Origin of the sequence: Pseudomonas sp. JV241A, assembly GCF_900275665.1 — a bacterium.
GTDB classification, from domain to species: Bacteria; Pseudomonadota; Gammaproteobacteria; order Pseudomonadales; family Pseudomonadaceae; genus Aquipseudomonas; species Aquipseudomonas wadenswilerensis.
Genome location: NZ_OPYO01000023.1, coordinates 98975 through 115469, shown reverse-complemented (window position 1 = coordinate 115469; position 16495 = coordinate 98975). Strand labels below are relative to the sequence as shown.

Below are 16495 nucleotides of genomic sequence, written 5' to 3'. Positions count from 1 at the left end.
CAAAACTTTCACTACTTGGAAGGCTTGGCGATGGCCCCAACTCGTCGATAGACGCGCTCTGTAATGTCGCCTTTGGTGTGTCCCAGCAGCAGGCTGGCGTCCTCAATATCCTTGATCTCCGATGCTGCCTTCGGGCGGATATCGCGGAACTGGAATTGAGCGATCCGTGTGGCCAGGAGGCTGTCACCTGCTTCGAGTGCTGCCGACTTGGCAAGGTCCCTTGCTTCATCCCAACGGTTGCGCAGCATTGGCGCCGACATCCGTTTCCCTCGATCACTGACAATCAGATAGCTCGAACTGTGCTGCTGGTTGCGCGCGGCCATCTGGGTGATTAGCGTGCCCAGGCTGTTGGCAATGCCATCTACTGCCAACATGATCCTGAGCTTCTTCTGGGTCTTGTTCTGTTGGACGACCAGGTAATCACCCTCGATATCGTCTCTTCTCATCACCAGTACGTCCGCTGGACGCTGGCCAGTCAAATACGCCAGGTCCATGGCGTCCTTCAGTTCCGGCACCGCCTTCCGGTAGACCGCATTCCATACAGCGTCATTGGCATAAAAGTCGCGGGGCTTCTCTTTATTCTTCCGCACGCCCTGGCACGGGTTCTCCTTCGCAGTGAGACCCCACTCCCGAGCCATGTTGAAGACGTGGGAGAGGGTAGCCAGCTCCCGATTGGCGCGCACCTTGGCGCTCCGTTTGTCTCGGTACTGAGCGACCAGCGCCGGGGTTATCGCATCGATGGGCGCCTCGTCGAAGAATGGTCGCAGCTGGCGCAGTTCTGCCAGGTTGTCCTTTTGCGTGCGTGCGCCTTTCTTGGGAATGATGTCCCGCTCGTACCTGTCGAAAATGGCTTTCATGATTCGCAGGTCCTGCGGCTTTTCCTTCGCCTCAAGCTCTGCCCATTTCAGTCGGGCTTGGTCCAGATCCGTGCCAAGCGGTATCTCCTTGCCCGATTTGTCCAGGTAGAAGTAGCTGATCCACTCCTTGCCCGTCTGCTTCTTGCTTTTGCTGGTGCGCTTGCGGCGGTACATGTTGGGCGGCAGGTCCCTGTTTTCCTTGCTCCTGGGTCGCATTTCACTTCACTCGGGAAAAGTCTGGGGTCCACGATGGGGTCGGCATTGGTGGCGGCGCCACGGGCATGACTTCGAGGGTCACACCCAGCTTCATGCAGGCATACTGGCGGCCAACGAGCGGCCGACCACCGCGGCTTTCGACAAAGTGCCATTGGCGCTCTTCAAGCCAGCGGCGCTGGTAGCCCCTGGCCTTGTAGCCGGTCAGCTCGGCCAGTTCTTTCTCCGAGAGAATTTCGGTTTCCATGGGATAGGCTCCACGCCGCGCATGGCGGCAGAGGTGGGGAGGGGTTAGGTTCGGTGCTTGATGATCAGCTCGCCGGCCTTCGTCAGCGCGTGGCCAGCTGCAGCGGCGGACACTTCGCCACCAGTGAGCGCCTTGCTCAAACAGTCGGTCACCTGGGCCAAGGCCAGAAGTAGCTCTTCCTGCAGCTCGCCTTCGGCCCGGCCGATATCCCAGAAGCGCTGCCCCCAATGATCAGCGGGAGGCGGGTTGGTGTTCTGCTTGCCGAAAGCCAAAGCTCCGAAGATCGAGTCACAGAGGTCCTGCTTGTAGGCGTTTTCGCCGTCAATGCTCAGGCCAGACCGGCGTAGGGTGCTGACCACTTCACCAAGGACAATGCCTTGGTCCTTCAGGACGATGTCCTTGCCGGGCTCGCCAGGCGTGTAGATAACCAGGGCGAGCTTGGCCTCGGGCCACAGGTTGTTGCTGATCTGCACCAGGGCGTCGTTGGCGGCTTCGTGAAAACGGGTTGTTGCGGACATAGCTCATCCTCGCCCGCCTACCGGCAGGCTTGAATTGTTGTAGGGGGAGGGGCTGCGGCTGGGTATTTGGCGGCCCTTGATCGGCCGCCGAGTCACCACCTTTTGCCCAGATAAGATTGAGCGGACCATCGCGCCGTTGAACAGAATGGGGCGCTCTTTGTGGAATGGATCTGGTGCCTTTCGCGGCTTCGCCATGTGCGCCTGGCACCGCTTGCAGGTGACCGACTCCCGATCGCGGGCGCCGTCCCACTCCCCATCGGAGTCTTCATTCAGCCCGCAGGCCGAGAGAGACCAGCGCTCATTGTCCTGGGTGCATCCTGAGTCGACGATGAGGTGCGTTTTCCTGGGCATGACTTCGTCCTTGCCGCTGCCGCGGCTATCAATAATTGCGTGTTGTAATTTCGAAATGGTTCAAAGAACCGGAATAGCGATGTAGCCGTTCGTCCCCCCGTATGCCTTACTTAATGGTCAGCAAGGAGGATCGAGATGCGCACCAGAGGTAACGCCTATTGGGAATGGGCAGATGCAACGCTTCATTGCCGAACTCATGAAGAGGAGCTCGGTGGTGGGGCAACTATCGATGTTCAGGTCAGGCTGTCCCGAGCAGGTGTTACCCAGTTGTTCATAGGGGTGTATTCAGCATCTGGGATGGCGCTCTATGAAGAGGGCCTCGACTGCCGCTCGAATGAATCAATGACTCGCGCCCTAGCCTGGGGCGTGGGCAAGGCTCGGCACATCGCAGAGGAGGGTGTGGCACAGGCTCCGATGCGCGCTCGAAAGGCATGATTTATTGCGCGGAGTACAAATGTGCTCCTTGGTCATTCGCCCTGATTGGCGAGCATGCTCAGGCGCTGGAAGGAGGTGCCAGGGATGCCCTGGTCGTGCTCCACCGGCGCGCTCGGCTCTTCGCTGTCGGATAGGGCGGCTTCGATTACACCGTATTGATACTCAGCGCCGCCAAGGGCGCGATCGAGGTAGCCGCACCACTGGCCGGGAAAGTCTCGATGAAAGCCGTCCAACTTGTGAGCTATCGACTTGAGCATGAGGCTAGTTCCACGCAGCAGCGCATCCCGCTCGGCCAATTGGGCGCGCATTCCGTTCAATTTGGTGTTCTGGGTGTCGCGCTCAGCCCTGTGGTTCGCCGCCTGGGTTTCGGCAGCCAGCAGTTCCTTGCGCAGCCGCTGAACCTCGCCAGCATCGGCGTGGGTGTAGAGCGGTACCAGGGTAGAACCTGAATGGCGATGCCTTTCAATGCCTTCGGCTCCGGCGCGGAGAGCCTTCTTTTGACCGTGAACATCAGTGACGAGATATGCCACCGGCTTGCCCTGGTGCTGGGCGGCTGCATTACAGGACCAGCACAGGCGCTGTGCCCCTTCGCACTCCTTGCAGTCGAGTTCGTCAAGCCTGGCGACTGCCTGGAGGTCAGCGAGAGTTACATCAGGTGCTTTGCACTGAGCGGCGTCAATTGCGGCCATTGCCAGGTCGCGGTCACGCATACCGGGGACGACCTTCAGCCGGGTGATGCAGGCAGTGGCAGCTTCAACCTGCTGCTCGGTCCAGATACTGCGCTCAACCAGCATGTAGCCCTCGGGCACGCTGACCGTCTGTTCGGTGTTGCTGGATCGGTTTTCTGTGGGCATGGGGATACCTCAGCGCCGTGCGACGGCCTTTCATCAGTGAAGAGTTGGATGTATGTTTCCCTGGCACAAAGGAGATACATCACGTGATAGTTTGCGGAGTCGAGTATCGGTTCTGTCTAGCTTCATCCGTTACGGAGGGGCATGACGGGATAGGCTTGGAGTGCTGGCGCGGCAGAAACGCTGTTTTCGAGATTTTCCGCAACGATGAAACCTTGAAGTCCGAGGTAACGTTTTTCGAGCGTGAGGTGCCTCTTCGGCCCTTGCAGCGCGTGAGTTGCTGGGCGATTTCATGCCTTATACCCCGGAGTCTGCGCTGAGTGATGCTGGATCGGTTTTCTGTGAGCGTGGAGATGTCTTCCACAAGTGAGGACTATGTGTCGGTGATGCGCAGCCCCCACAGCTGTGCCATCATAAAGCCATTGTGGATTGGATGACTAAGTAGGATGCTATGAATCTGATTGAAAGCGTTGTTATAAAGGGATTTTGGGGCAATCACGAAATATCCTTTAAGGCTAGTGAGGACTTGAATTTCCTAATTGGCCCGAATGGATCAGGTAAGTCCACAACATTAAAAATCATTTCGGGAGTTCTTCGTGCTGATAGAGAATATTTAGCGGAGCTCGATTTTGAGTCGGTTCGAATAAATCTCAAGGACCCTCGGTCAAAAAGAAAGCCATATATTGAGGTTGTAAAGAATCTAAGTGTTCCTTTTTTTCATTGCGACTATAAGATAGTAGAATCTTCTACTGAGAAGCCTTATGCGTATGTGCTCAGTGATGTGGATGGCTATGATGCGGTTAATAAAGGCACGTTCTTTATAAGGGCGCAATTAGCCGGGAATGTGGCAGCCAGTAGAACACTCGGGAAGCATCTCTCGGAAATGGTATCTTTAACTTGGTTGTCTGTTCAGCGAGCTGCATCACTGAAAGGGCCTGGCGGAAACGACCCAGTAGACTTACGGCTCGAAGATTTCTCGAATAGGCTAGTAAGGTATTTATCATCTATAAGCAAGAGAGTTAACGTTCTACATGAGCGGTTCCAAGAACATGTTTTTCTGTCCTTGCTAGTAAAGGAAAGTGATAAGTTAACAGCCCTGCCAGGGCGGGATAAAGTGGAGAGTGAAAAACAGGCGTTACTTCAAATTTTTTCTGAATTCAAGGTCGATAAAAAAAGCTACCAGAAAAAGCTCGAAGGACACTTTGGTATACTTGAAGATCTTCGTGGGCGCTGGGGAAAAACTTCCGATTTGAGGCCTGGCGATTTCATGGCTCTCTTTTCATTGCATAGAATTGAAGGTACCGTAGATTTCTGGGAGGGGATTACGGCAGAAAAAAACAAGATACTCTCATCTAGAGATCTTTTTCTAAAAATTTTGAACGATCTTCTGTTGAAGAAGACGTTGTCATTGAATGAGCGAAACGAGCTTCTAATAAAGACTGAGTCTGGTAAGTTCCTTAGGCCATCACAGTTGTCATCTGGTGAGAAACAAATTATTGTGATTCTTGGTGAGGCACTATTGCAAGAAGGTGAGAGCTTTATTTACATGGCTGATGAGCCAGAGATCTCGCTGCACGTGGCCTGGCAAGAGAGCTTAGCAAAAAATATAAAGAGTTTAAATCCAGCTGCTCAGATTGTATTTGCGACCCACTCTCCTGATGTGGTAGGGGCTAACCAGGACCGGTTGATTCATATGGATCGTTGCATAAAATGACATTCACAAGAACTAACTCAGGTCGATCAAACTTACACGCTTTTTTGGGTGTCAACGTCGTAGTTTACACTGAAGGTGGTGAGTTTGATAAAGAAAAGAAGCAGAGTAGCTGCTCAATCGATGCTGTTTTCTGGAAAGGATTTTTCTCAAGGTTTTTGCCGGACTTGACTTATGAAATCAGACCTCTGGGGTCGAAAGACAACCTGCTGCCACACGCTCAAGACGTGGCATCTTCAAAAATTTCAAATACTATTGTGGTGATGGATCGAGATCATGATCATCATCGCCGATGCCTGATTGAGCATCCTTGTGTGATCTACACTTTTGGATATAGCTGGGAGAACGATGCTTGGAGGGCAGAGGCGGTCATCTCTAAGCTTGAAAGGATTTCGGTAAGAGGCGTGTCTGCCGAAACGGCAGAAGCGATAAGAAGTAAATGTAGAAATTTCTTTGCAGACTTTAATCGGCTAATTTTTGTTGATGTTTTGTGCTCGCTCCAAAGGGTTCAAGGTATTCATCGCGAAAAATTTTGGGGGTTTGTCGATGCTCGCGATTTAAATAGGGTTAAGGTTAAGAGAGAGGTATTTAAAAAGCTAATTCTCACGATAAAAGAAGGGCGAGTTAAGAAGTTTAAGTATAGTGGCGGTGATCGGGTTGTTGCTGAGCGTGATTGTTATGGGAAGCTCTGGGCCAAGTTTCTGTATGATGTTTTTTGTAACTGCTTTCGAGAGGTTACAGGGCAAAAAAATCTCACAAGAGATATGGCGGATGTTTTGGTAGCTGAACACTTTCAATATACTGACCTTAATCGTGACACTGAAATTCGAGACTATTACCAAGCAAAGGCACATACGCTAGCACAGGTTCTTTCTTAACGCGATCAGCGGTATCTGCTTGCGCTTCTGCGCACGGCAGGCCGCTTAATTTTCTATAGGTGAGCCTGTTTCAAGGGAGGCTGTCTTAGCTTACACTGTTTTTGAAATGCAATCACCACGTGTGCATTGCATTGTACTTTCGATCGTTCATGCGATTTCATGTTCGAAGATGTTTCCTTCTCCCCCAAAAAATCATCGCTGCACGATAGGTAAAGCAGAAGCCAAGAGTCTTACGGGATACTATTTCTATAATGTGCCAGGCTTTTCCTTCATTACCACCTGGTAGCGTGGCGGCTTGGATGGAGCTGAGCGCCCGATCCTGGCGTAGAAGTCTGCGGTGGCTAGGATGGTGCGTTCGCGCAGGGCGCCGCTGCACACCGAGTTTGAACATGGCCGCGCTCAACCGCTTCACGACGGTGCCTGGGGCGATATCGATCAGACGGGCAATCTCTTTGGCGGTCATGCCTTGGGCCACGGCCAGCAGGCATTCCAGCTCACGCGGAGCAAGACCGCGTCCGAGGAAGCCCTTCCATGAGCCGCTGGTGATCGTTTCCATGATGAATTACCTGAGCTGAGCGCCGTCCAGAGCTGCGCGCAATTTGATTACCAGGTCGGTGGACAGCGGAATGGTGTCGGCCTGCTCGTCGATCTGCCCGAGCGCTGCAATCAAATTGCTAGAAGCGGTGTGTACGGCTTCGAGACGGGGCTTCGGAATGGAAGGCCCTTTGATGGTTCCTGCGGTTACCTTCTTCTTGCCGTTGGCTTGGGCTTTCTCAAGCTCCGAGCTCAACACCTGCCCAGCCGCGTCGCCGTGTTGGCGCACCGCGTGAACTGCGGTGGTTGCCGAGACCTGTCCTGCTGCAATCAAGTTCTGCACGTCGGTATTCGCATTGCCAACTGTGATGACCTGCTCAACGTGCTGACGCGTCCTGCCGACCTTCTTCGCAATTTGGTCGCTGGTCCAGCCGAAGGCCCGAAGCCGCTTGTAGCCTTCAGCCAGTTCAAGAGGGGAGAGCTTCTCGTTTTCTTGGCTGGAAATAATCCGTGCAACCCGATCGGCATCGCTGCCTTCGAAGGCAATAACGGATACCCAGGCTTCGAGAAAATCGGGGTTGTCCTTGTTCGGTGTCCTAGGCAAGCGTCCTGCTGCATCAAGCTTTAGGAGTGCTCTGCGGCGACGGTGGCCGTCAACAACCCAGACTCCGCCATCAGCCCGCGGGCGCACCTCAAGGGGCGGTATCTGGCCGCCCTCAGCAATGAACTCGGCAAGCAACTCAATACTGGTTTCGAGGGCCGCACCTTCAGTACGAAGGTTGAAGCCAGGTTCTTCATGGAGGTCTTCAAGCTTGACCTTCATCGCATCGGCTCCGCTGATATGAGCCAAGCTCGCTCTTCTCTGGGCGCGGCCGCGACGTCGCATACCCATGCCATGACGGATATCACAGGCCTGGCTGCAGCACTCACGGCGGCCAGTGGCATGAACCAAGGTTCGGTCGAGCAGGACCCTAATTTGGCAGTGAATCAGGTCATCTTGACTAAACATGCCAACGCCCCGTCGCCTAACGTCTACTGGCATATCACCACGACTTTTTTTCATTCTGTAGCTTCGAACGGCAATCGTTCCCAGCTGGCCATCCAGTACAACGAAGGTGTGTCGGTCTATGCGCGTTCTTGCTTTCAGGAGGTGTGGACAGACTGGACGCGACTGGATAACAGCACGCCCCCTGGAACCATTGTGTACTTCCCCGGCTTTAATCCGCCGCCTGGATTCCTCAAGGCCAACGGGGCGGTAGTCAGTCGAACCACTTACGCGGCGTTGTTCGCGGCTATCGGGACGTTTGGCGGCGCCGGCGACGGCTATAGCACGTTCAACGTGGTGGACCTGCGCGGGGAATTTATCCGCTGCTTTGATGAAGGTCGTGGGGTTGACCCGGGCCGTGCGCTTGGATCGGTACAGGGTGCTCAGAACGCATGGCATACCCACGGTGCTACAACGGGTGCAGCTGGTGGGCACGCACACCCCTTTAGCGGTCTTGCCACCGCCTCGGGCGGCCACACGCACGCACAAACGGTTTACGGGGGCTGGGCAGACGGTGCGCCCGCAGTGCTAGCGGGGCGTAGTTCTGGCGGCACGGGCGTAAGCACATTGATTACTGGCGCGCTCGACGGCGTACATACCCACGCGGTAACCGGCACTGTCGGCGTCGATGGCGCGCACGTCCACCCAGTCACCGTTTCCGCAGAGGGCGGCACCGAATCGCGGCCGCGCAACGTTGCGCTGCTCGCTTGCATCAAATATTGACGAGACTTCAAATGAACGCACCTGTTATCTACAACGCCCACCCTCAAACCCTGGAGTACATCGGCCAGGGAGTGGCAGACCCTGACCCGCTCGATGCCGAGCACTGGTTGATTCCTGGCTATGCCTATACCGATTCGCCGCCGGAGCCTGTGCCAGGCCATGCCGTTGTTCGCGATTTGGCTGGCAAGGCCTGGGCCCTAGTGGAAGACAACCGGGGCCCCGTTTACGACGTTGCTACCGGTGCGGCTCAGGATCACGCCGCGTTAGGCGCTCTGCCGCCTGAGCTTACCCGCCAGCCTTTTCCGGGGGACTTCCACTACTGGGACGGCGGCGCCTGGGTTCTTGATGTTGACGCGCAGAAGGAGAGCATCCGCACCAAAGGTCTGTCCCTTCGTGACGAGAGGCTGGCCAATGCCTCTATGCGTATCGCTCCCCTGCAGGATGCGGTCGACCTCGGGGAGGCGTCGGAGCATGAGCAGGCAATGCTGCTGGCCTGGAAGCGCTACCGCATCGCCCTGAATCGCCTTGAGCAACAGCCAGGCTATCCCTTGTCGATTGAGTGGCCGGCAAGCCCAGAGGATGCCACTGCGCCGCCGCCGCAAGACGCGGAACACACCCAATAAAGCCCCGCACTGCCGGGGCTTTTTCTTTCCTGTAATCCGAGGTTTGAAGATCATGCCAATTACAATGCAGCAGCTTTTGCAGATACTCCCGAACGCCCGCCCAGTCGCGGGTATTTTTTTGCCTGCGCTGAACCGGGCCATAGCGCGCTACAAGATCGACAGCCCGGTGCGTGTGGCGGCGTTCCTGGCCCAGGTTGGGCATGAGTCGGGTCAGCTGCGCAACCTGGTGGAAAACCTGAACTACAGCGCCGAGGCGCTGGTGCGCACCTGGCCCACCCGGTTCACCGCGGCTTCAGCGGCAGTCTGCGCGCGGCAGCCGGAGAAGATTGCCAACATCGTGTACAGCGGGCGCATGGGCAACACCTGCCCGGGGGACGGCTGGCGGTACCGTGGCCGCGGCCTGATCCAGCTCACCGGCCGGGCGAACTATGCCGCCGCCGGCCCCGGCCTGGCCCTGCCGCTGGAGGAGAAGCCGGAGCTGCTCGAGCAGCCGGAGCACGCCGCGATGTCTGCCGCCTGGTGGTGGTCGACCCACGGCTTGAACGAGCTGGCCGACGCCGGTCGCTTCCAAGACATCGGCAGCGTGATCAACACCGGCAAGCCTGGCCGCGTGCCGCACGGTGCCGCTGAGCGAAAGGCGCTGTATGACCGCGCGTTGAAGGTGCTGGCGTGATTAGCGCGCGCACGATCGGTGCGGCGGTATCGTTGGCGTTGGTGACCTGGGCGTTCTGGGGAGCCTACGAGCACGGCCGCTCGACCATGGATGCCGAGTGGCAGGTGCAGAGCGAGAAGCAAGCCAACGTATTTCAGCGGGAGCGAGAGGCGGCCGCGGTGGCGGTGATCAACTGGCAGGGTGCAGAGCAGGCCCGGCGCCGTGCCCTTGAGGATCAGCTGCAGACCAAAGACAAAATCCACCACCAGGAGCTGACCAATGCTCAAGCAAACCAGACTCGTCTACGCGATCGCCTCGCTACTTCTGATCTCCGGCTGTCAGTCCTTCTCGCCGCCCCAGCCCCGGGTAGTGGCTGTGGGGTGCCAGCCACTACCGGCGCCGGCGGCGTGGTTCATGGAGCCCCGCGAGGCGAACTTGACCCAGCGGCTGCTCAACGAATTGTCGCCATCACCGATGCCGGTGACCAAGGATTGATTGCCTTGCGGGCGTGCCAGGCCTACGCCCGAGGCATCGAGCAGTGATCTGGAAAAAACCAGCCCAGACGGCTGCTTTCGACCCTAAGCAGCCGATGAGAGTCGGCTGCACTAGAACAGAGCCAGGCGATGGTGGTGTCTAGAATACAGAACGTAGTTATGTTTATATTGGAGGATTTTGTCATGAACTGAATCACCTCAAGTTTCCTGGATACCTTTGATTAAGGGTATTACCGGGTCATATCCTGATTCAAGGGGTGTCTCTCCAGTATCCAGTTGGTAAAGGCTATGCGGCAGACTCGCTCAATTCCAGAGTTCATATGGTAGGACTCCCAGTCACTTTCAGCCCAGGCTGCCGGTATATGCTCGCCTAGAAAAAGAGCGCCTGCATGAAGTATTTTTGAGCGCTGGCCATACGATTTTTTATAGAACTTAATTAGCTCTTTTGAGTCGGAGCTATATTTTGCAAGAAACTCTGTGAATTTTTTCGTAACGGCGTAGCGTGGCGCACTGCACTCTTTGCATTTGTCAATTTTCACACCTTTATGGATGTGGTCAACAAGAGATTCTATTGAGGAGACAAAGCATGCAAATGAAATGGAGGGTGATATCGGCTTTATTTTTATTGCATTATTGAATAAGGTTAGTGATTTTAAAAGTGCATTCCTGTTGTCCGGGGCCAGGCTGTAGTAAGCGTCCAAAACGTAACTGAATAAGTCGGGGATGGAAAAGTCAGAACCGACAAATCTTCCGCCGAAGTTGTAAAATTCTGACGTGTTGATTTCATCAATTCGCGAGGCCGGAGATTTTGTGAATTCGCTAATCTCGTGCTGATGATCGCGTACGAAGTATGAGAGCTGACGCCACTCTGGCTCAATTGCAATGTTGTCGTCTGTGCGGATAGTCCAGCTATGGATGTCTTGTGTTTGGACAAATTTTGAAAAGGAAAATGCGTTAAATAAATTCATTATTTCGTGAATTATTTTTTTCTCGTGGTCTTTTCTTTGTATCCAATCGGAAACTTCTGTTTGGTCAGGCATTTTCCTGGTTGGGTCGGGGGTGAAGTTGTATTTTATTTCTAGTAGACAAGGGTGGTCCGCTTCAGCGTAAGGCGTCCGTGGAAAGTGGTCAGGTGCTGGTAGTATCTGAAACTTATCCCCGTATATGTATTTTCCAGTGACGTTGGCATTTGTTAGCATAATGAAGCTTCTAAATGTTTCCGTCATATTTTTGCCTGCTTTATTAGATGGCTGCTGAGGTGTGGGTTTATTGTATGGGCTGGATCACTCTAGCATCCGTATAAAATCAGGTACAGACACACGGTACTGATGTCGAACGATACCTTTTGGCCGGTAGCTGGCACTGGTGGAAGTCGCTGACCTGGTTGATCCGCAGCGAGCCCGAATCACCGCTGACCTATACTGCTTTGATCAAATGGCCGGAGCCGCAGCGTGAAGAAGACCCTGGCAGGAATTATCGAAGCTGGTGAGCCACTAATACAGCAGGCTATCGATGCGCAGCGCCGATACCATGCAGCCCAGGACGCCGGTCAGCCAGCAAAGGAGGTCGAACGCCTGCGACTGGAGGCTGAGTCGCTGTACCAGGCTGTCACCGAGTACCAGCTGCGGTCGCTTGGCGGGCCTGCGCGCTCCCTTCATTAAATAGTCCGGTATCGACGGCGTGGTTCATGGAGTCACGCGAGGCGAACTTGACCCAGCGGCTGCTCAACGAGCTATCAGAATCACCGGTGACGGCGACCAAGGACTGATCGCACTGACTGCATGCCAGGACTATATCCTGGCTCTAAAGCGTTAATAAACCACCGGATTTTAACGTAGGGCCATTTCAGTGCAGGACAAACGCCCTGTGCTTGCTTGATCAGAGAAACCTTACTGCCTATAGTGGCTTTTCGCACTCGACCGTCACGGTGCGCATGAGGCTTGTTCTTACTAATGGAAGATTCAAAAACATGGAGTTTTCATGAAAAACCTATTCTCAAGCGCTGCGCTTGTTTCATTTGTCATGCTCGCTTCTTCGCAAGTTATGGCGAAGCAAGACTATACGGTGCACTTCAAGAATGCGAGTAATCAGACAAAGTACGTGAGGCAAATCAGCAGCCAGTGCATGTACGCTCCGAAGAGCGGTGCCTATACCGTTCCGCCTCAGGGAGATGTTTCATTCGGAATGACGGACTCAGATAATATTTTTAGCCTTTGCACGAGTGGGGCAAAGGAAGTCAGCTGGGCTGTAGAAGACGATAAAGGCATCAGGCTTGGCAATTTGACTTTTAGGCATATAAAGGACGGTGGCACGTGGTATACGAAAGTTGTCCCTTCTCTTGGGTTGTCCGCGACTATCACTTGCAATAATGGAGGCTGTTCAACATCTGGCACTCCTGGTATGCCTGGTGAGCCTTCCCCTATTGTTGTTACGTTTAAATAATAATCTTTCGCTCTGCCCCTGGACATGTTCAAGTGTCTGGGGGTGGTTCTAGTTTTATCTGGAATCATCTTGTTGAGTCTAGCAGGTGGACACCTTGGTTTCGCGTGTTGCCCACAGCAACTCCAACACGGTACCACTCAAATGTCTCTGGTCCTTCGCCAAGGTTCAAGACCAACTGCTCGGTTTGCTCCTTTGGCATTGTCAGGCCGGCCCACTGCCGTGCAAGTTCGGACGACAGCACGACAGGCCGGCGATCGTGTACATCAACCATCCCACCCTGGGCATCGGCGGTGATGATCCCGAATCCGTCATGCTCGTGACCAGTGAACTGGCCAATGCTTGCGCATAGCGATGGTTGCCCGTCTCGCCTCCGGATGTAATAGGGCTGCTTCTTCGGTCTCCCCTCATCAACCCACTCATACCACCCGTCGACTGGCGTTATCGCTCGATGCGGCCAAATCGCACGGAAGAACGCACCGTGCGCTACCTTCTCGACCCGGGCATTGATCGGTGCGGCGCGGTCCTTGGCCCAGTGCGGCCGCCAACCCCAACGCACCAGATCGGCATGGAGCACTCCATCCTCGAGGCGTAGCAGTGCTACCCGGGTGGTTGGCGCCACGTTGTACCGCTCAAGCGGTTGGTCGCCGACGCTATTGGCAAGCGGGCAGGGTATGCTCAGGGCATCGACGAAGTCGTGGATGCGGTGGTACTGGCTCAGTCTTCCGCACATAGATCTCACTCCCCAATGCCCTCAGCCTCCGTAGCCGTTCAAAGTCAAAGGACGGCCTATACTCCTTTGACTAAACCACCGAAGTGGCAGAGCGTGAAGAAGACTCTGACGGGAGTAATCGAGGCCGGCGAGCCGCTGATTCAGCAGGCCATCGATGCGCAGCGGCGCTACCAAGCAGCGCAGGATGCGGGCCCAGCAAAGAAGTCAAGCGTCTGAAGCTGGAGGCCGAGTCATTGTACCAAGCTGTCGCCGATTATCAGTTTCGGTCGCTTGACAGGCCGGTGCATTAACTCCATTAAATAACCTGTTGCCCGCTAGTTCGTTGAGCCACGGGGAGCGAGCTGGCCAGGTATCACCCAACGAATTGCCACCATCTCCGGTACCGGCGAAAAGAGTCCGATCGCGCTCATTTCCTGCTAGGCTTTTATGAGCGCAATCGACACTTAATGGTCTGTTACTTTATTTCCAATTGATCACGTGCTGCATCAAAGCCACTAAGCGTGGAAGTTCCAATCATGCGGTTTATGGGTAGATCATCATTCAGGCTATTGACTCGCATTAGTCGAACATTGTAGGACTGATGATATAGTAAGGATTTGCCATCAGTCGCAATGGATATCGAGCCAAACATTTCGTCAGCTGTAGGTGGAACAAAGTAGTTCGTAAAAAGTTCCGTATCTGAAGCGATTTCGTATCGTTCAGCATATCTGGCCAGAATCGACTCTGGCGTATCACTAAGGAGTACAGGAAAATAGGGTAAGGGTTCAGGTAGAGTCTTATATCCTTGGATGGTTACCCTGTCGTAATAAAACCTATAACTGCCGCTATACCCTTTTCCCGCTACGAGCTCTATTTCAACGTATGAGTTTTTCTCTTCATATAAACTGCTAACGTTCATCCACGGGTGAACGGATTTTATTTGATCGGCCCGAAGATTTATTTCAGGGTTGTTAGCATTTATGAGTCGCAAAAGGTTTTCAAGCTCGGTTAGATTTTTATCAATTTTCATGTCGCTGCTCGCGTTGTTTGAAGGTGATAACTTACAAGGCGGCGACAGATAAAAAAATCAGACGTTTCTTAAACTTAAAGAGTTTTCATGCTTGCTTGCTCTGCGTTAATTCCGAATTTTGTATGTACATTGCTAATTCGTACTGTCAGAAGTGAATAGGTAATGCTACCATCCCGCCTCCTGCTCAATATCAGACGATTCTCATTTTGGCTGAACAGCCTAAATCCCCCTCAATCGATTCCAGTGAAATCGCATCTTTATCAAAGCGGCTTGACTAGCTCTTGAGTTTGATTTCGCACATTTCCTACTGCAGTGCTCACCCGGAACCACTCGAACACTTCCGCAGGCTCACCCAGGTTTAGGGCCATTTGCTCGGCATGCTCTTTCGGCGTTGCCGGGTCGAGCCACTCCCGAGCGAACTCCGGCGCCAGGACCACCGGCCGCCGATCGTGCACATCGACCATGCCGCCCGCGCTGTCGGCGGTGATGATGACGAACCCATCATGCTCGTTCGGCTCTTCGCCGGGCTGTCCAGTGTGGGCGCTGAACTGGCCAATGCCGGCGCAAAGGGAAGGGCGGCCATCACGACGCCGGATCAAGTAGGGCTGCTTTTTTGGGCCACCCTCATCGACCCATTAGAACCAGTTGTCGATCGGCACAATGGCCCGGTGCGGCCAGATCGCGCGGAAGAACGGGCCGTGAGCCACCTTCTCGCCCCGGGCATTGATCGGCGCGGCGCGATCCTTGGCCCAGTGCGGCCGCCAACCCCAGCGCACTAGGTCAGCATGCAGCACTCCACCCTCGAGCCGAAGTAGGGCGACCCTGGTGGTCGGGGCGACGTTGTATCGCTCAAGCGGATGGTCACCGACACTGTTGGCAAGCGGGTAGGGCATGCTCAGGGCATCGACGAAGTCGTGAATGCCGTGGTACTGGCTCAGTCTTCCGCACATATGGTCGGTCTCGATCCCCGCGTCTACTCAGAGTAGCTGGTTAGACTTGCCGCTGATCGGTAATTGCCAGGCCCTGGGCAAATCCATAGCATGCTGTGTTTTTATACAGTGGTGCCCGGCATGCGCTTCCTCATCCTGCGCTGACGAAAGCTTGGCGTTGCCATTCCTGCTGATCAGCTGCGAAAGATGCAGCCGCTGGCCGGCGACATCCAGATTAGTGAAGGTCACAGCGACAGCCTGGGCCGTTCGACAATCAGCGCCTGGATCTTCAGCTCAGGGCCAGCCTCTGACGCTTTCCCGCGGCTGCTCGACGTGAAGATCACCGGCATGGCCCAGGTCGGAATGAACCTGACCGGGATCGAGGAAGTGGACGGTGCTTTCTATGCGCAGTCGTGGTGGTGCCGGGCTGAGTAGGGGGCTGGGGGGGCTGGCCACGACTGGCGCCACCGGCGTGGCTCATGGAGCCGCACGAGGCGAACTTGCCCCAGCGGCTACTTAACGAATTGTTGCCATTACCGATGCCGGTGACTAGGGACTGATTGCGCTGTCAGCCTGCCAAGCGTATGTGCGCACTATGTTTTCTTGAACCTGCACCGCCTGAAGAGCGTGAGGACCTCAGGAATCCTTCTCGATTGCCTTCTTCAGTTCATCTAATGATGCATTCCGGAGGGAGACAGTGAGTTGATTATCCTTCCCCTTGTAGTACGCATACGGGGAGTCAGCAGTGGCGCGACGAATAGTGCCAACATGAACCCCACTCTTACGAACCTCAACCTTCCAGCCGCCTGAAAGGCTAAATTCCTTGAACGTGATCATCCCCAAAGCTCTCCAGATGGTTTCACCGGATGTTAGCGCCAGAGTGGTGGCTTTCATAGACTTCGGCGATTGGAGATACGACAGCCCCTTGAAGACGGGGGGTTTTTCTTGGCGGTGAATAAGGGGCTGATAGCTGGCTTACATGGGCCGACGCTCTGGTAGGTAGCTGAGCAGGCATGCAAGGCGTCCTATACTGCGCTGATCAACAGGTGGAGCAGTAGCTTGAAAAGGACAGTGGCAGGAATTATCGAAGCGGGTGAATCACTCATACAGCAAGCCATCGAAGCACACCGGCAATATCACGCGGCACAAGATGCTGGCATGCCCGCCGAGGAAGTTGAGCGCCTGCGCCTAGAGGCCGAGTCGCTATACCAGACTGCCAGCGAGTATCAGCTGCGTTCGAATCTAATCTCGGC

The 16495-nt window shown here is 54.7% G+C and carries 20 protein-coding genes and 4 pseudogenes; 12 read left to right on the top strand and 12 right to left on the bottom strand.

The genetic code is table 11. The annotated features are described in order from the left end of the window. Positions 1-11 precede the first annotated feature (11 nt). The 4 genes and pseudogenes from JV241A_RS15030 to JV241A_RS27700 all read right to left on the bottom strand — a co-directional run. Entirely contained in the window at positions 12-1073 is a 1062-nt protein-coding gene (locus tag JV241A_RS15030) for a tyrosine-type recombinase/integrase (protein ID WP_095162617.1), read from the bottom strand. 1 nt (position 1074) lies between these two features. Then, a complete protein-coding gene (locus JV241A_RS15025) occupies positions 1075-1317 on the bottom strand; it encodes a DUF4224 domain-containing protein (protein ID WP_134063323.1) in 243 nt (80 codons plus the stop codon). Between the two features lie 44 nt (positions 1318-1361). Continuing rightward, a complete protein-coding gene (locus tag JV241A_RS15020; protein ID WP_134063321.1) occupies positions 1362-1835 on the bottom strand; it encodes a hypothetical protein in 474 nt (157 codons plus the stop codon). 54 nt (positions 1836-1889) lie between these two features. Then, a pseudogene (locus tag JV241A_RS27700) lies at positions 1890-2186 on the bottom strand (hypothetical protein); the annotation flags it as partial. A 135-nt stretch (positions 2187-2321) separates the two neighbouring features. On the opposite strand from JV241A_RS27700, the gene JV241A_RS27695 reads away from it, so the two are divergent. Next, complete coding sequence (locus tag JV241A_RS27695) at positions 2322-2621, top strand: hypothetical protein (RefSeq protein WP_134063319.1); 300 nt, start codon at positions 2322-2324, stop codon at positions 2619-2621. 32 nt (positions 2622-2653) lie between these two features. On the opposite strand, the gene JV241A_RS27690 is transcribed toward JV241A_RS27695, so the two are convergent. After that, positions 2654-3475: a hypothetical protein gene (locus JV241A_RS27690; protein ID WP_240047874.1), complete on the bottom strand. Its 822-nt coding sequence runs from the start codon at positions 3473-3475 to the stop codon at positions 2654-2656. Between the two features lie 448 nt (positions 3476-3923). Here JV241A_RS27690 and JV241A_RS14995 point away from each other — a divergent pair, with 448 nt between their 5' ends. Further along, positions 3924-5186 carry an AAA family ATPase gene (locus JV241A_RS14995; RefSeq protein WP_134063315.1) on the top strand — a complete coding sequence of 421 codons (1263 nt, stop codon included), beginning with the start codon at positions 3924-3926 and terminating at the stop codon, positions 5184-5186. Further along, entirely contained in the window at positions 5183-6061 is an 879-nt protein-coding gene (locus JV241A_RS14990; RefSeq protein ID WP_134063313.1) for a DUF4435 domain-containing protein, read from the top strand. Before JV241A_RS14995 ends, JV241A_RS14990 begins: the two co-directional genes overlap by 4 nt. 157 nt (positions 6062-6218) lie before the next feature. On the opposite strand, the gene JV241A_RS27685 is transcribed toward JV241A_RS14990, so the two are convergent. Both JV241A_RS27685 and JV241A_RS14975 read right to left on the bottom strand, forming a co-directional pair. Further along, entirely contained in the window at positions 6219-6617 is a 399-nt protein-coding gene (locus JV241A_RS27685) for a helix-turn-helix transcriptional regulator (protein WP_240047873.1), read from the bottom strand. 6 nt (positions 6618-6623) lie between these two features. Beyond that, the gene (locus tag JV241A_RS14975) at positions 6624-7418 is read right to left on the bottom strand and encodes a ParB N-terminal domain-containing protein (RefSeq protein WP_240047872.1); all 795 of its coding nucleotides are present in this window, start codon (positions 7416-7418) and stop codon (positions 6624-6626) included. Between JV241A_RS14975 and JV241A_RS14970 the strand changes: the two genes are divergently transcribed. From JV241A_RS14970 to JV241A_RS14955, 4 genes are all read left to right on the top strand, one after another. Beyond that, entirely contained in the window at positions 7392-8363 is a 972-nt protein-coding gene (locus tag JV241A_RS14970) for a tail fiber protein (RefSeq protein WP_134063308.1), read from the top strand. The genes JV241A_RS14975 and JV241A_RS14970 overlap by 27 nt on opposite strands. Positions 8364-8374: 11 nt before the next feature. After that, entirely contained in the window at positions 8375-8986 is a 612-nt protein-coding gene (locus tag JV241A_RS14965) for a tail fiber assembly protein (protein WP_134063306.1), read from the top strand. Between the two features lie 52 nt (positions 8987-9038). After that, positions 9039-9659: a glycoside hydrolase family 19 protein gene (locus JV241A_RS14960; protein WP_134063304.1), complete on the top strand. Its 621-nt coding sequence runs from the start codon at positions 9039-9041 to the stop codon at positions 9657-9659. Between the two features lie 86 nt (positions 9660-9745). Then, the gene (locus JV241A_RS14955; protein WP_134063420.1) at positions 9746-10180 is read left to right on the top strand and encodes a lysis system i-spanin subunit Rz; all 435 of its coding nucleotides are present in this window, start codon (positions 9746-9748) and stop codon (positions 10178-10180) included. 182 nt (positions 10181-10362) lie between these two features. Here the strand turns inward: JV241A_RS14955 and JV241A_RS14950 are convergent, their stop codons facing one another. Next, positions 10363-11358, bottom strand: coding sequence for a hypothetical protein (locus tag JV241A_RS14950; protein ID WP_134063302.1), 996 nt, complete (start codon positions 11356-11358; stop codon positions 10363-10365). Between the two features lie 225 nt (positions 11359-11583). Here JV241A_RS14950 and JV241A_RS14945 point away from each other — a divergent pair, with 225 nt between their 5' ends. From JV241A_RS14945 to JV241A_RS14935, 3 genes and pseudogenes are all read left to right on the top strand, one after another. After that, positions 11584-11793, top strand: a complete 210-nt coding sequence (locus JV241A_RS14945; RefSeq protein ID WP_240047871.1) for a hypothetical protein — start codon at positions 11584-11586, stop codon at positions 11791-11793. A 16-nt stretch (positions 11794-11809) separates the two neighbouring features. After that, positions 11810-11947: pseudogene (locus JV241A_RS27680) on the top strand (lysis protein); the annotation flags it as partial. A gap of 165 nt (positions 11948-12112) precedes the next feature. Then, positions 12113-12574, top strand: coding sequence for a hypothetical protein (locus JV241A_RS14935; RefSeq protein ID WP_134063300.1), 462 nt, complete (start codon positions 12113-12115; stop codon positions 12572-12574). 64 nt (positions 12575-12638) lie between these two features. Here JV241A_RS14935 and JV241A_RS14930 read toward each other — a convergent pair whose 3' ends face one another. Continuing rightward, a complete protein-coding gene (locus JV241A_RS14930; protein WP_134063298.1) occupies positions 12639-13304 on the bottom strand; it encodes an SOS response-associated peptidase family protein in 666 nt (221 codons plus the stop codon). Between the two features lie 93 nt (positions 13305-13397). On the opposite strand from JV241A_RS14930, the pseudogene JV241A_RS14925 reads away from it, so the two are divergent. Next, positions 13398-13594: pseudogene (locus tag JV241A_RS14925) on the top strand (hypothetical protein). A gap of 164 nt (positions 13595-13758) precedes the next feature. Here the strand turns inward: JV241A_RS14925 and JV241A_RS14920 are convergent. Both JV241A_RS14920 and JV241A_RS14915 read right to left on the bottom strand, forming a co-directional pair. Further along, complete coding sequence (locus JV241A_RS14920) at positions 13759-14313, bottom strand: hypothetical protein (protein ID WP_134063296.1); 555 nt, start codon at positions 14311-14313, stop codon at positions 13759-13761. Between the two features lie 260 nt (positions 14314-14573). Next, positions 14574-15263, bottom strand: a pseudogene (locus tag JV241A_RS14915) (SOS response-associated peptidase family protein). Positions 15264-15449: 186 nt separating this feature from the next. On the opposite strand from JV241A_RS14915, the gene JV241A_RS14910 reads away from it, so the two are divergent. After that, the gene (locus JV241A_RS14910; RefSeq protein WP_240047870.1) at positions 15450-15677 is read left to right on the top strand and encodes a hypothetical protein; all 228 of its coding nucleotides are present in this window, start codon (positions 15450-15452) and stop codon (positions 15675-15677) included. 201 nt (positions 15678-15878) lie between these two features. Here the strand turns inward: JV241A_RS14910 and JV241A_RS14905 are convergent, their stop codons facing one another. After that, positions 15879-16136, bottom strand: a complete 258-nt coding sequence (locus JV241A_RS14905; protein WP_134063294.1) for a hypothetical protein — start codon at positions 16134-16136, stop codon at positions 15879-15881. Between the last annotated feature and the right edge of the window lie 359 nt (positions 16137-16495).